Below are 13,772 nucleotides of genomic sequence, written 5' to 3' on the forward strand. Positions count from 1 at the left end.
CGACGCTACGCCGTGGGCCGAGCCCGCGGTCGCGTTCGGATCAGAGCCGGCGGGCCGCCTCGCTGAGCACGCCGTGCAGGATCTCGTAGATCGCGTCGAACTCGGCCTGCCCGCTGATCAGCGGCGGGGCCAGCTGAACCACTGGGTCGCCGCGGTCGTCGGCGCGGCAGTACAGCCCCGCCTCCCACAGCGCGGGGGTCAGGAAGCCGCGCAGCAGCCGCTCCGACTCGTCGTCGTCGAACGTCTCCTTGGTGGCCTTGTCCTTGACCAGTTCGATGCCGTAGAAGAAGCCCTCGCCGCGGACGTCACCGACGATCGGCAGGTCGTAGAGCTTCTCCAGGGTGGCCCGGAACGCCGGGGCGTTCTCCTTGACGTGGTCGTTGAGGCCCTCGCGCTCGAAGATATCGAGGTTGGCCAGCGCGACCGCCGCCGACACCGGATGCCCGCCGAAAGTGTAGCCGTGGCCGAAGGTGGTCTTGCCGTCGTTGAACGGTTCGAACAACCGGTCGCTGGCGATCATCGCGCCCAGCGGCGAGTAGCCCGACGTCAGACCCTTGGCGCTGGTGATGATGTCCGGCACGTAGCCGAAGTCGTCGCAGGCGAACATCGAACCGATACGGCCGTACGCGCAGATCACCTCGTCGGAGACCAGCAGCACGTCGTATTCGTCGCAGATCTCCCGGACCCGCTCGAAATAGCCTGGGGGAGGCGGGAAACAACCGCCCGCGTTCTGCACCGGCTCGAGGAACACGGCGGCGACGGTGTCAGGACCCTCGAATTCGATGGCCTCGGCGATGCGGTCCGCGCAGTACTGCCCGAACGCCTTGGCGTCGTGGGCGTACGGTTCCGGCGCACGGTAGAAGTTCGTGTTGGGCGCGCGGAAGCCGCCGGGGGTCAGGGGTTCGAACGGCGCCTTGAACGCCGGGATGCCCGTGATGGCCAGCGCCCCCTGTGGGGTGCCGTGGTAGGCGATCGCGCGGGAGACCACCTTGTGCTTACCGGGTTTCCCGGTCAGCTTGAAGTACTGCTTGGCCAGCTTCCACGCGCTCTCGACCGCCTCGCCACCACCGGTGGTGAAGAAGACGCGGTTCAGATCGCCCGGCGCGTAATTCGCGATGCGCTCGGCCAGTTCGATCGCGGGCGGGGTGGCGTACGACCAGAGCGGGAAGAACGACAGCGTCTCGGCCTGTTTGGCCGCCGCCTCGGCGAGTTCCCTGCGGCCGTGGCCGACCTGCACCACGAACAGTCCCGACAGCCCGTCGATGTAGCTGCGGCCCTTGTCATCCCAGATCCGCACACCCTCGCCGCGGGTGATGATCGGCGGCGTGATGCCCTCACCGTGGCGGGCGAAATGCCCCCACAGGTGGCGGTTGGCTTTCGCTCCGAGTTCGGTCGTGACGGGTTCGGTGATATAGGACTGCGTCATCGTGTTCCCCAATTATATTGCTGCTTAACCAGTTTGAGATATACCAACGTCTCCGTGGATACCACTCCCGGTAGCGCGCGGATCCTCGTGTTCAGAAGGTCGAGGAGGTCGTCGTCGTCCTCGCAGACCACTTCGGCGATGGCGTCGAACGAGCCGGCGGTGAGCACGACGTAGTCGACGGACGGGATGGCGGCCAGCTTCTCCGCGATCTTCGTCGTGTCGCCGGTGCAGCGGATGCCGATCATCGCCTGCCTGGCGAAGCCGAGCTGCATCGGATCGGTCACCGCGACGATCTGCATGACACCGGCGTCGACCATGCGCTGGACGCGCTGACGCACCGCGGCCTCCGACAGGCCCACCGCCTTGCCGATGCCCGCGTACGAGCGCCTGCCGTCCTGCTGGAGCTTCTCGATGATCGCTTTGGACAGCTCGTCGAGCTGGAAGTACGCGCCGGGGCGCGACTGGCTCACGCGCAGCGACACCGGCTGAATGTCGTGCTCGCCCTCGGGGTTCGCCATATGTGGCATTGTGCACGGAATTCGTCGTCTGCGGCAACCAGATCTATGAAATCGTTTGTTTGGGCCGCGACGGTATGCGGGATGCGTAGCAGAGGGGAAGTGGGTCCGATAGCGTTGGACCCATGACAACGCTCGCGTCGAACTCCGTGGCCAGCAGCTGGATCGACGGTGCGCCGGTGCAGACCGGCGGCGGTTCGTTCCAGATCGTCAACCCCGCGACCGGTGCGGTCGTCACCGAGTATGCCCGCGCGGCGAACACCGACGTGGATGTGGCGGTCGCCGCGGCGCGCGCGGCCCTGCCCGGATGGGCGACCGTGACCCCGGCCGAGCGCTCAGCGGTCTTGGCCAAGCTCGCGAAGCTGGCCGACGAGCACACCGAGGCCCTGGTCGCCGAGGAGGTCAGCCAGACCGGGAAGCCGGTGCGGCTGGCCCGCGAGTTCGACGTGCCCGGCAGCGTCGACAACATTGACTTCTTCGCCGGGGCGGCCCGGCACCTCGAGGGCAAGGCGACCGCCGAGTATTCGGGCGACCACACCTCGAGCATCCGGCGCGAGGCCATCGGCGTCGTCGCGACCATCACCCCGTGGAACTATCCGCTGCAGATGGCGGTGTGGAAGGTGCTGCCCGCGCTCGCGGCCGGCTGCTCGGTCGTCATCAAACCGTGCGAGCTGACGCCGCTGACCACGCTCACGCTGGCCCGGCTGGCCGGCGAGGCGGGTCTGCCCCCCGGCGTGCTGAACGTGGTCACCGGGCTGGGCGCCGATGTGGGCACCGCGCTGGCGGGCCACCCGGGTGTCGACCTGGTGACGTTCACCGGGTCGACGGTGGTGGGCCGCAAGGTGATGTCGGCGGCGGCGGTGCACGGGCACCGCACCCAGCTCGAACTCGGCGGCAAGGCCCCGTTCGTGGTGTTCGACGACGCCGACCTCGACGCCGCGATCCAGGGCGCGGTCGCCGGTTCGCTGATCAACTCCGGTCAGGACTGCACGGCGGCGACCAGGGCCATCGTCGCGCGCGACCTCTACGACGATTTCGTGGCCGGCGTCGCCGAGGTGATGGGCAGGATCGTGGTGGGCGACCCCGAGGACCCCGACACCGACCTCGGGCCGCTGATCTCCACGGCCCACCGCGACAAGGTGGCGGGCATGGTGTCGCGTGCCCCGGACGAGGGCGGCCGCGTCGTCACCGGCGGGACGATCCCCGACCTGCCCGGCTCGTTCTACCGGCCGACGTTGATCGCCGACGTCGACGAACGTTCCGAGGTATACCGCGACGAGATCTTCGGCCCGGTGCTCACGGTGCGTTCGTTCACCGACGACGACGACGCGCTGCGACAGGCCAACGACACCGACTACGGGCTGGCGGCCTCGGCGTGGACCCGCGACGTCTATCGCGCGCAGCGGGCGTCGCGCGAGATCAACGCCGGCTGTGTGTGGATCAACGACCACATCCCGATCATCAGCGAGATGCCGCACGGCGGTGTCGGTGCTTCGGGGTTCGGCAAGGACATGAGCGACTACTCCTTCGAGGAGTACCTCACCATCAAGCACGTCATGAGCGACATCACCGGGGTGGCCGACAAGGAGTGGCACCGCACGGTGTTCAAGAAGCGGAGCGGATTGAACCATTAGCTCCGTCAAGAAGCGGTAGTCAGCAGTCGAGGTGCACGATCGCGGTCGACACGATCTTGTTGGCGACCGCGAGCGAGGCGCCCGTGTACTTCAGGTGTTGCTGCACCATCGGGACGATGTCCGAGGAGCCGATCCCGCTTCGCGCCGCCCGGCACGCCCAGTAGCCCTCCCTCAACAGCTGGTCGGTGGTCAGGAACGCGAACTGCGGCTGCAACTCGAGCAGCGGGCCCTCGTCGGCGGCCGCCGGAGGTGCAAGGCCCAGGGCCGCAGTCGCGACGACGATCGAGGCGAGGAACGGGCGCACCATGGTGACCTCCGACGTTCAGTACCGCTGGGTCTCCAGGGGATTCTCACTCGCCGACGTGCTGAAACCTCGGCGAACCGGCGAATTCGCGTCGGGTCGCCACGTCAGCCGGTTCAGCGCCCACGCCGACGGGACGGCGAACAGCAGCGTCAGGGCGAACAACCCGGCCAGCGAACCGCCGAACAGCGGCCAGTCCAGCGCGTGGACGAGGACGGCCATGACGAGTACATGCAGCAGGAACAGCTCGTACGACACCTCACCCAGCCACACGGCCGGCCGGCTCGACAGCACACGCCGGTAGACACCCCCGTCGCCGAGGGCCAGCGGAGCGACGACGAGCGTGGCGATGGCCGCATAGAGCAGGCTCTTGGCCAGCGGAGCCCACACCGGCACCGGACCCATCGTGATCTCACCCGCCACCGGCGTGCTGACGAGGAGGAAGAGCGCAACCGCCGTCGGTATCGCCACCGCGGCGCGGCAGCGGACGCCCATGCACTGCAGGGTCGCCAACGCCATGCCGCCGGCGAACCAGTGGAGATGCGCCGGCAGCCACATGGCGGCGGAGTTCGGCAGCCACTCCGTGGTGTGGACGAGGGCCAGCCACACCGGGCCGACCGCGGCCATCGCCGCGAGACCGCCCAGCAGGCGCGCGGGACGCCACTCCCGGCGGCACCACACCCTGAGCAGCAGATACGCCAGCACCGGCAGGGCCGCGTAGAACGACACCTCCACCGCCAGGCTCCACGTCTGCGACAGGCCGTGGTGCAGATATGCCAACAGGTAGTCGTCGGTGTAGATCTGCGTGAGCGTGAGATGGCGCACCAGCCCCGCCCAGCTCTGCCCGGGGGTGTCTTCGACCGACCACAGCGCGAAGACGAGGTAGGCCAGCAGCACGGTGGCCACGTAGGCGGGCATGATGCGCCGTGCCCGGCGCCATGCGTACCGTTCGACCGACGGTGCGGGCGTGCCCACGGCGGCGGCGCGCACCCACGGCTGGAACAGCAGGAGTCCGGACAGGACGAAGAAGATCGCGACGCCGACTTCGAGGCGCGCGTAGACGGAACCGAGGTATCCGTGCGGGAGCTTGCCCGTCGCGAACGCCGCGTGGGTGGCCACCACCAGAAGGGCCGCCAACCCGCGCACACCGGTCAACGACGCTACCCGGTCGGACTGCAGTAGCACCCCGCCGAGACTACGGTTCCTGACCGATTTCCGCCGTAACCGATCACCGACCGTAGTCTCGCGGTCGCTTCTACACTCGCCGTATGACCGCGAGTGCGCGGGTGGACGAGTTCGAGAGCCTGCGACCGTATCTACTGGCAGTCGCCTACCGCCTGACGGGTACGGTGGCCGACGCCGAGGACGCCGTACAGGACGCCTGGCTGCGGTGGCAGGGCAGCGGCGACAGAGCCGACATCGCCGACCTGCGCGCCTGGTTGACCACGGTGGTCAGTCGGCTCAGCCTCGACCGGCTGCGTTCGGCGGCGCATCGCCGGGAGACCTACGTCGGGGAGTGGCTGCCCGAACCGGTCGTCACCGGATTCGACCGTGCCGACCCGCTGGCTGCGGTGGTGGCCGCCGACGACGCCCGGTTCGCCGCCATGGTGGTGCTCGAGCGGCTCACCCCCGACCAGCGGGTGGCGTTCGTCCTGCACGACGGGTTCGCGGTGCCGTTCACCGAGATCGCCGAGGTCCTCGGCGTCAGCCCGGCCGGCGCCCGCCAACTCGCGACGAGGGCACGGCGAGCCGTCGCCGCCGCCGAGGCGCCCGCCCGTGACCCGTCCCACGACGAGGTCGTCGGCAAGTTGATGGCGGCGATGGCGGCGGGCGACATGGCCGCCGTCGTCGAACTGCTGCATCCCGACGTCACCTTCACCGGGGACTCGAACCGCAAGGCGCCCACCGCCGCTCGCGTGATCCGCGGCCCCGACAAGGTGGCCCGGTTCATCTTCGGGCTGGCCCGCCGCTACGGCCCGCGGTTCTTCGAGGCGGGCGACCTCGCACTCGTCAACGGCGACCTGGGGCTCTACACCTCGGGCCTGGCCGCCGAGGGGCAGTGGCCCGAGATGGCGCCGCACATCCAGGCGCTGACCGTGCGCGACGGCAAGGTGGTCGCGGTGTGGGACATCGCCAACCCCGACAAGTTCACGGGTTCACCGCTCGGTCGGCCCACGGGACCCGGCAGGCGTCCGTGCTGAACCCCTGCTCGGTGATGCCCAGCGCCGCGTACATCCGGGCCCGCATGTTCTCCACCCCGATCTGGTAGGTCAGCTCGATCACCCCGGCGTCACCGAAGCGGCGGCGGAGATCGGCCACCTGATCGTCGGTGACGGTGTGCGGATCGGAGGTCATGGCGTCGGCGTAGGCGATGGCCGCGCGCTCGTCGTCGGTGTAGCGCGGTGAGGTGACGTAGTCGTCGATGTCGGTGAGCCGTTCGACGTCGAGGCCGTCGAGCCGCTGCAGCATCGAGCCGAAGTCGACGCACCACGAGCAGCCGACGGTGCGGGCGGTCCAGAACACGGCCAGTTCGCGGACGCTCGCGGGAAGCTTCTTCGACCCCGATTGCAGCAGTCCCTCGTGCACGATGTTGGCGACCATCAGCCGCGGATGGTGGGCGGCGACCGCGAACGGTTCGGGCACTTCGCCGAAGCGGCGCTTGGCCATTCGGTAGAGCAGCTTGGTCAGCAGCGATGCGCGTTGCGGTGGGATGGGTTCGATGCGTGATGTCGTCATACCGTGCAGACGAGACAGCCCGCCGAAGTGTGACGGCGCTTGTCGCATGGCACATCGGAGGCCGATAATCTATGCAGGGGTCAATATCGAGTCGGGGCGACTGGGTCAGTTTCATCAGACAAGGAGTCGCACAGCATGACCTTCAAGAGGATCGTCGCGGGAGGCATCGTCGCCGGTGTCCTGACCGCGGCTGCGGCCGGGTCCGGTATCGCACCGGCCGGCGCGGACCCGGGCTGGAAGCCCGACAAGGACCGCGAGTGGGTGGATCGCGGTGGACATGATCACGACCGCGCATGGCGCGGCTACGACCGGGACTGGGACAAGTGGTGGCGCGACAACAGGTGGCGCAACGACGACCGGCCGCCGTGGGGCTGGGGGCCGCCTCCGCCGTTGCACTGGCGAGGGCATCCGCCACAGTTCGTCGACTACTGGGGTTACCGGGTGAGCCCGATCTGGGATCCCGGCTTCCGGGCCTGGGGATTCTGGCTGTTCGGAGTCTTCATCCCGGTGATCGTCATCTAGCCCAGCAGACACAGAATCGCCCTTCTCCACGCGGAGAAGGGCGATTCTGTGTCTGCTCGCGGGAGGGAGTCAGCGCGCGAACATCAACGCGCGCTTGACCTCCTGGATCGCCTGGGTGATCTGGATGCCGCGCGGGCACGCCTCGGTGCAGTTGAACGTGGTGCGGCAGCGCCACACGCCGTCGGCGTCGTTGAGGATGTCGAGACGCTCGGCGGCGCCCTCGTCCCGGCTGTCGAAGATGAACCGGTGGGCGTTGACGATCGCGGCCGGGCCGACGTACGACCCCTCGGTCCAGTAGATCGGGCAGCTCGTGGTGCACGCCGCGCACAGGATGCACTTGGTGGTGTCGTCGTAGCGGGCGCGGTCGACCTGGCTCTGGATGCGTTCCTTGGTCGGCTGGTTACCGCTGGTCATCAGGTACGGCTTGACCGCGCGGTAGGCGTCGAAGAACGGCTCCATGTCGACCACGAGATCCTTCTCCACGGGCAGACCGCGGATCGGCTCGATGGTGATGGTCAGCTGCTTCTTCGGATTCTTCGGCAGCATGTCGCGCATCAGGACCTTGCACGCCAGCCGGTTGACCCCGTTGATCCGCATGGCGTCCGAGCCGCACACCCCGTGCGCGCACGACCGGCGGAAGGTCAGCGTGCCGTCGAGGTACCACTTCACGTAGTGCAGCAGGTTGAGCAGGCGGTCGGTGGGCAGGCACGGGACCCGGAAGCTCTGGAATCCGGCGGCGTCGGGATCCTCCGGATTGAACCGGGCGATCTTCAGCGTCACCATCACCGCGCCCTCGGGCACGGGCGGGGTGGTGGCTTCGTCCTTGGTGATTGCAGGCGCACTCATCAGTATTTCCGCTCCATCGGCTCATAGCGGGTCTGCACCACGGGCTTGTAGTCCAGGCGCACGTCGGAGAGCAGGTCGGTGCCCTCCTTGTAGGCCATGGTGTGGCGCATGTAGTTGGTGTCGTCGCGGTTGGGGTAGTCCTCGCGGGCGTGGCCGCCGCGGGACTCCTTGCGGTTGAGCGCGCCGACGACGGTGACCTCGGCCAGCTCCAGCAGGAAGCCCAGCTCGATGGCCTCGAGCAGATCGCTGTTGTAACGCTTGCCCTTGTCCTGCACCGTGATCCGCGAGTACCGCTCCTTGAGCGCATGGATGTCGGTCAACGCCTGCTTCAGCGTCTCCTCGGTGCGGAACACCGCGGCGTTGTTGTCCATCGACTGCTGCAGCGCTCCGCGGATGTCGGCGACGCGCTCGTTGCCGTGTTCGGAGAGGATGTCGCCGACCCAGCCGACCACCATCTCGGCGGGCCGCTCCGGCATCTCGACGAAGTCGTGGCCGTTGGCGTAGTTGGCCGCGGCGATACCGGCGCGGCGGCCGAACACGTTGATGTCGAGCAGCGAGTTGGTGCCGAGGCGGTTGGCGCCGTGCACCGACACGCAGGCGCACTCGCCCGCGGCGTAGAGCCCCGGCACGATCGTGGTGTTGTCGCGCAGCACCTGACCGTTGACGGTGGTCGGGATGCCGCCCATGACGTAGTGGCACGTCGGGTAGACGGGCACGAGTTCCTTGACCGGGTCGACGCCGAGGTAGGTGCGGGCGAACTCGGTGATGTCGGGCAGTTTCGCCTCGAGGACGTCCTCGCCGAGGTGGCGCACGTCGATGTAGACGTAGTCCTTGTTCGGCCCGGCGCCGCGGCCCTCGAGCACCTCCAGCACCATCGACCGGGCGACGATGTCGCGCGGCGCGAGGTCGACGATCGTCGGGGCGTAACGCTCCATGAACCGTTCGCCGTCGCCGTTGAGGAGCCGTCCCCCCTCACCGCGCACGGCCTCGGAGATGAGGATGCCGAGCCCGGCCAGGCCCGTCGGGTGGAACTGGTGGAACTCCATGTCCTCCAGCGGCAGACCCTTGCGGAAGACGATGCCCAGCCCGTCACCGGTCAGCGTGTGCGCGTTGGACGTGGTCTTGTACATCCGTCCCGAACCGCCGGTGGCGAACACGATCGCCTTGGCGTGGAAGACATGGATGTCTCCTGTCGCCAGCTCGTACGCGATCACGCCGGTCGCCACCGGACCGCCGGGGGTCTCGGTCAGCGAGATGTCCAGCGCGTAGAACTCGTTGAAGAACTCGACGTCGTGCTTGACGCAGTTCTGGTACAGCGTCTGCAGGATCATGTGGCCGGTGCGGTCGGCGGCGTAACAGGCCCGGCGCACCGGGGCCTTGCCGTGGTCGCGGGTGTGCCCGCCGAAGCGGCGCTGGTCGATGCGGCCCTCGGGGGTGCGGTTGAACGGCATCCCCATCTTCTCGAGGTCGAGCACCGCGTCGATGGCTTCCTTGCACATGATCTCGACGGCGTCCTGGTCGGCGAGGTAGTCGCCGCCCTTGACGGTGTCGAAGGTGTGCCACTCCCAGTTGTCCTCTTCGACGTTGGCGAGTGCGGCGCACATGCCGCCCTGGGCCGCGCCGGTGTGGCTACGGGTGGGGTACAGCTTGGTCAGCACCGCGGTGCGCGCGCGGGGGCCCGCCTCGACCGCGGCGCGCATACCCGCTCCGCCTGCCCCGACGATGACGACGTCGTAGCGATGTTCAATCAACATGTGAGCCGAGTCCTTACGAGATGTTCGCGTCGAACGTCAACAGCACGTAGGTGCCGAGGACGAGGATGAAGATCATCGACAGCGCCAGCAGCGAGTTCAGCCAGAACCGCGTGGAGTCCTTGCGGGCGTAGTCGGAGATGATGACGCGCAGGCCGTTGCCCCCGTGCAGCTGGGCCAGCCACAGCAGCAGCAGGTCCCACGTCTGCCAGAACGGCGACGACCACCGCTGCGCGACGTAGTTGAAGTCGATGCGGTACACGCCCTCATCCCACATCAACATGATGAAGAGGTGGCCCAGCGCCAGGAACACCAGCACGAGGCCGGAGAACCGCATGAACAGCCATGCGTACTTCTCGAAGTTCGGCATCCCGCCTGCGCGTTTGGGCGCGCGCGGGTTGTCCAGGCTCGGCGGCCGGTCGTGGCTGCGCTGCAGGACCGGTGCGGGGCCGCCGCGGTCGGTGACGTGGTCGTAGGGGTTCTCCGCCACAGGACTCATAGGAAACGCTCCGCCATGTGCATGCCGATCACGCCGAGCGACGCGATCATGACTGTGATGAACACGCCCGCCACGACCCACAGCATCTGCCGCTGGTAACGCGCGCCCTTGGACCAGAAGTCGATCAGGATGACGCGGATGCCGTTGAGGGCGTGGTAGAGCACCGCGCCGACCAGGCCGATCTCCATCAGACCGATGATCGGGGTCTTGTACGTCTCGATGACGGCGTTGTAGGCCTCGGGGCTGACCCGCACCAGCGCCGTGTCGACGACGTGGACGAACAGGAAGAAGAAGATCGCCGCACCGGAGATACGGTGCAGCACCCACGACCACATCGCCGGGTCACCGCGGTAGAGGGTGCGGCGGCGGGATGGTTTGGATCGCGGCGACGGAACGTCGGTATCCGCTGTTGTCGCAGTACTCATTGGTCCTCCAACGCCATCGGTGGACGCTTGGGGCGGGTGCGAGAACCTCTGCTGGCCTCAACCGCTGCCCCAAACCTCGGGGCGACTCTAATCCCCTTTGTACTGCTGAACGAACTAGCGTGTTGCCGTATGCCCCGCTCAGAGGGCAGAAGTTAGGGTCGCCTATCTGCTGCGAGGGCTCGTCCGGTGTGCCTTTCGGAATCCATTCAGAGGCGGGGTGAGAGAGCGGAAATGACTGCCGAAATCAATTGGGAAGCGTTGCGGCACAAGGCGATAGAGGCGGTTGGGCAGGCTTACGCGCCGTATTCGGGTTTCCCCGTCGGGGCGGCGGCACTGGTCGACGATGACCGAATCGTGACCGGATGCAATGTGGAGAATGTCTCATATGGCCTGGGTCTCTGCGCCGAGTGCAGTGTGGTCTGCGCCCTGCATTCGGGCGGCGGGGGAAGGCTGGTCGCGCTGTCCTGTGCGGGCCCCGATTCCGAGGTGCTGATGCCGTGTGGCCGCTGCCGTCAGGTGCTGCTCGAACACGGCGGACCCGGACTGCTGATCGACCATCCGCTCGGCCCGCGACCGCTGGGTGAACTGCTGCCCGACGCGTTCGGACCCGACGATCTGGCCCGGCGGAACCGGACCCCGGCCGCCGGGGAGAAGCCGTGACCCACTTCACATTCGACGCGCCGACGGTGATCCGCACCAAGCGCGACGGCGGTGTTCTGTCCGAGGCCGCGATCGACTGGGTGATCGACGCCTACACCCGCGGGCAGGTGGCCGACGAGCAGATGTCGGCACTGCTGATGGCGATCTTCCTGCGGGGGATGACCGGCGAGGAGATCGCCCGCTGGACCGCGGCGATGGTCGCCTCGGGGGAGCGGTTCGACTTCACCGATCTGCGACGTGACTCCGACGGCCGTGCGCTCGCCCTGGTGGACAAACACTCCACCGGCGGGGTCGGCGACAAGATCACCATCCCCCTGGTGCCGGTGGTGATGGCCTGTGGCGGCGCGGTCCCGCAGGCCGCCGGCCGCGGACTCGGCCACACCGGCGGCACCCTCGACAAACTCGAAGCCATCCCCGGGTTCTCCGCCGAGCTGACGAAAACCCAGATCCGCCAACAACTCCGGGGGATCGGCGCGGCGATCTTCGCCGCCGGTGAGCTCGCCCCGGCCGATCGCAAGATCTACGCGCTGCGCGACGTCACCGCCACCACCGAATCGCTGCCGCTGATCGCCAGCTCGGTGATGAGCAAGAAGATCGCCGAGGGCGCCCGTGCGCTCGTGCTCGACACGAAGGTCGGGTCGGGGGCCTTCCTGCCCACCGAGGCCGAGGCCCGCGAACTCGCCCGCACGATGGTCGAGTTGGGCCGGGCACACGGTCTGGTGACCCGGGCCCTGCTGACGGACATGTCGGTACCGCTCGGCCGCGCCGTGGGCAATGCGGTCGAGGTCGTCGAATCGCTGGAGGTGCTGGCCGGCGGCGGTCCCGACGACGTCGTGGAGCTGACGCTCGCACTGGCGGCCGAGATGCTCGACGCCGCCGGACTCGACGCCACCGACCCCGCCGAGACGCTGCGCGACGGCACCGCCATGGACTGCTTCCGCGCGCTCGTCGCCGCCCAGGGCGGTGACGTCACGACCCTGTCGCCCGAGTCGGCCGCCGCGGCGTTGCCCATCGGTGTCCACTACGACACCGTCACGGCACCGCGCGGTGGCACCATGGGTGCCATCGACGCGATGGCGGTGGGTCTGGCGGTGTGGCGGCTCGGGGCGGGCCGCTCGGCCCCCGGTGAGCAGGTGCAGTTCGGCGCCGGGATCCGCATACACCGTCGGCCCGGCGAAGCGGTGCGCGCGGGCGACCCCCTGTTCACCCTGTACACCGACACCCCGGCCCGGCTCGGGCCCGCGCGCGCCGAACTCGACGGCGCGTGGACCGTGGGGGACGGTGCCCCGCCGGAGCGTCCGCTGATCATCGATCGGATCACCGCGACACCTCTGACGACGCCGAATGTGAGGAATACGTGCCGATGACGACACCGCTGACGCTGGAGAACATCCGCCAGGCGCCCAAGGCGCTGCTGCACGACCACCTCGACGGCGGGCTGCGACCGTCGACGGTGCTCGACCTGGCCGGACAGTACGGGTACGACGACCTGCCCGCCGACGACGTCGACGAGCTGGCGACGTTCTTCCGCACCGCCGCCCACAGCGGTTCGCTGGTGCGCTACCTGGAACCGTTCGCCCACACCGTGGGGGTGATGCAGACGCCGGAGGCGCTGCACCGGGTGGCGTTCGAATGCGTCGAGGACCTCGCCGGCGACAACGTCGTCTACGCCGAGGTGCGTTTCGCCCCGGAACTGCACATCGAGGGCGGGATGAGCCTGGACGCGGTCGTCGACTCCGTGCTGGCCGGATTCGCCGACGGGGAGAAGGCCGCGGCCAGTGCGGGCCGCACGATCACGGTGCGCTGCCTGGTCACGGCGATGCGCCATGCCGCGCGCTCGCGGGAGATCGCCGAACTGGCCATCCGGTTCCGCGACCGCGGTGTCGTCGGCTTCGACATCGCCGGCGCGGAGGCGGGCTACCCGCCCACCCGTCACCTCGACGCGTTCGAGTACATGCGAGGCAACAACGCGCGCTTCACGATTCACGCCGGCGAGGCGTTCGGCCTGCCGTCCATCCACGAGGCCATCGCGTTCTGCGGCGCCGACCGGCTGGGCCACGGTGTCCGCATCGTCGACGACATCACGGTGGCGCCCGACGGTCAGGTCAAGCTGGGCCGGTTGGCCAACATCCTGCGGGACAAGCGCATCCCGCTGGAGTTGTGCCCGAGTTCCAACGTGCAGACCGGCGCGGTCCCCAGCATCGCCGAGCATCCGTTCGACCTGCTGGCCCGCACCCGGTTCCGCGTCACGGTGAACACCGACAACCGGCTGATGAGCGACACCACGATGAGCCAGGAGATGCTGCGCCTGGTCGAGGCCTTCGGCTACGGCTGGAGCGATCTCGCGCGGTTCACCATCAACGCGATGAAATCGTCGTTCATCCCGTTCGACGAGCGGCTGGCACTGATCGACGACGTCATCAAACCCCGTTACGCGGTGCTGGCCGGGTGAGTGGG

General features: G+C 68.4%; 15 protein-coding genes. 6 read left to right on the plus strand and 9 right to left on the minus strand.

All coding sequences use genetic code 11. From position 1 onward, the window contains the following. Nucleotides 1-40 precede the first annotated feature (40 nt). Complete coding sequence (locus AU195_RS05770) at nucleotides 41-1,426, minus strand: aspartate aminotransferase family protein (protein ID WP_059158104.1); 1,386 nt, start codon at nucleotides 1,424-1,426, stop codon at nucleotides 41-43. After that, a complete protein-coding gene (locus AU195_RS05775; RefSeq protein ID WP_059158105.1) occupies nucleotides 1,423-1,944 on the minus strand; it encodes an Lrp/AsnC family transcriptional regulator in 522 nt (173 codons plus the stop codon). Before AU195_RS05775 ends, AU195_RS05770 begins: the two co-directional genes overlap by 4 nt. 122 nt (nucleotides 1,945-2,066) lie before the next feature. On the opposite strand from AU195_RS05775, the gene AU195_RS05780 reads away from it, so the two are divergent. Continuing rightward, nucleotides 2,067-3,575, plus strand: coding sequence for a gamma-aminobutyraldehyde dehydrogenase (locus AU195_RS05780; RefSeq protein WP_059158106.1), 1,509 nt, complete (start codon nucleotides 2,067-2,069; stop codon nucleotides 3,573-3,575). A 19-nt stretch (nucleotides 3,576-3,594) separates the two neighbouring features. Here the strand turns inward: AU195_RS05780 and AU195_RS05785 are convergent, their stop codons facing one another. Beyond that, nucleotides 3,595-3,882, minus strand: a complete 288-nt coding sequence (locus tag AU195_RS05785; RefSeq protein ID WP_059094507.1) for a DUF732 domain-containing protein — start codon at nucleotides 3,880-3,882, stop codon at nucleotides 3,595-3,597. Nucleotides 3,883-3,897: 15 nt separating this feature from the next. Then, entirely contained in the window at nucleotides 3,898-5,061 is a 1,164-nt protein-coding gene (locus tag AU195_RS05790) for an acyltransferase family protein (RefSeq protein ID WP_059158107.1), read from the minus strand. A gap of 83 nt (nucleotides 5,062-5,144) precedes the next feature. On the opposite strand from AU195_RS05790, the gene AU195_RS05795 reads away from it, so the two are divergent. Further along, nucleotides 5,145-6,077, plus strand: a complete 933-nt coding sequence (locus AU195_RS05795) for a sigma-70 family RNA polymerase sigma factor (RefSeq protein WP_059158108.1) — start codon at nucleotides 5,145-5,147, stop codon at nucleotides 6,075-6,077. Here the strand turns inward: AU195_RS05795 and AU195_RS05800 are convergent. After that, complete coding sequence (locus AU195_RS05800; protein WP_059158109.1) at nucleotides 6,025-6,612, minus strand: carboxymuconolactone decarboxylase family protein; 588 nt, start codon at nucleotides 6,610-6,612, stop codon at nucleotides 6,025-6,027. The genes AU195_RS05795 and AU195_RS05800 overlap by 53 nt on opposite strands. Nucleotides 6,613-6,747: 135 nt before the next feature. On the opposite strand from AU195_RS05800, the gene AU195_RS05805 reads away from it, so the two are divergent. Then, nucleotides 6,748-7,134 carry a hypothetical protein gene (locus AU195_RS05805; protein ID WP_059158110.1) on the plus strand — a complete coding sequence of 129 codons (387 nt, stop codon included), beginning with the start codon at nucleotides 6,748-6,750 and terminating at the stop codon, nucleotides 7,132-7,134. Nucleotides 7,135-7,203: 69 nt separating this feature from the next. Here AU195_RS05805 and AU195_RS05810 read toward each other — a convergent pair whose 3' ends face one another. Genes AU195_RS05810 through sdhC form a run of 4 tightly spaced genes read right to left on the minus strand, consistent with a single transcriptional unit; the run spans nucleotide 7,204 to nucleotide 10,655 of the window. Then, nucleotides 7,204-7,980 carry a succinate dehydrogenase iron-sulfur subunit gene (locus AU195_RS05810; RefSeq protein ID WP_059158111.1) on the minus strand — a complete coding sequence of 259 codons (777 nt, stop codon included), beginning with the start codon at nucleotides 7,978-7,980 and terminating at the stop codon, nucleotides 7,204-7,206. Next, nucleotides 7,980-9,734 (minus strand): succinate dehydrogenase flavoprotein subunit, encoded by a 1,755-nt coding sequence (gene sdhA / locus AU195_RS05815; RefSeq protein WP_059158112.1) that lies wholly within the window; start codon nucleotides 9,732-9,734, stop codon nucleotides 7,980-7,982. The genes AU195_RS05810 and sdhA overlap by 1 nt, the downstream gene beginning before the upstream one ends. 13 nt (nucleotides 9,735-9,747) lie before the next feature. Further along, nucleotides 9,748-10,230 (minus strand): succinate dehydrogenase hydrophobic membrane anchor subunit, encoded by a 483-nt coding sequence (locus tag AU195_RS05820; RefSeq protein WP_059158113.1) that lies wholly within the window; start codon nucleotides 10,228-10,230, stop codon nucleotides 9,748-9,750. Next, nucleotides 10,227-10,655 carry a succinate dehydrogenase, cytochrome b556 subunit gene (gene sdhC, locus AU195_RS05825; RefSeq protein WP_082695646.1) on the minus strand — a complete coding sequence of 143 codons (429 nt, stop codon included), beginning with the start codon at nucleotides 10,653-10,655 and terminating at the stop codon, nucleotides 10,227-10,229. Before sdhC ends, AU195_RS05820 begins: the two co-directional genes overlap by 4 nt. A gap of 231 nt (nucleotides 10,656-10,886) precedes the next feature. Here sdhC and AU195_RS05830 point away from each other — a divergent pair, with 231 nt between their 5' ends. Genes AU195_RS05830 through AU195_RS05840 form a run of 3 tightly spaced genes read left to right on the plus strand, consistent with a single transcriptional unit; the run spans nucleotide 10,887 to nucleotide 13,767 of the window. Further along, complete coding sequence (locus AU195_RS05830) at nucleotides 10,887-11,315, plus strand: cytidine deaminase (protein WP_059158114.1); 429 nt, start codon at nucleotides 10,887-10,889, stop codon at nucleotides 11,313-11,315. After that, complete coding sequence (locus AU195_RS05835) at nucleotides 11,312-12,682, plus strand: thymidine phosphorylase (protein ID WP_059158115.1); 1,371 nt, start codon at nucleotides 11,312-11,314, stop codon at nucleotides 12,680-12,682. The genes AU195_RS05830 and AU195_RS05835 overlap by 4 nt, the downstream gene beginning before the upstream one ends. Then, complete coding sequence (locus AU195_RS05840; RefSeq protein WP_059158144.1) at nucleotides 12,679-13,767, plus strand: adenosine deaminase; 1,089 nt, start codon at nucleotides 12,679-12,681, stop codon at nucleotides 13,765-13,767. The genes AU195_RS05835 and AU195_RS05840 overlap by 4 nt, the downstream gene beginning before the upstream one ends. Nucleotides 13,768-13,772: the final 5 nt, after the last annotated feature.

This window comes from Mycobacterium sp. IS-1496 (assembly GCF_001499995.1).
GTDB lineage: Bacteria > Actinomycetota > Actinomycetes > Mycobacteriales > Mycobacteriaceae > Mycobacterium.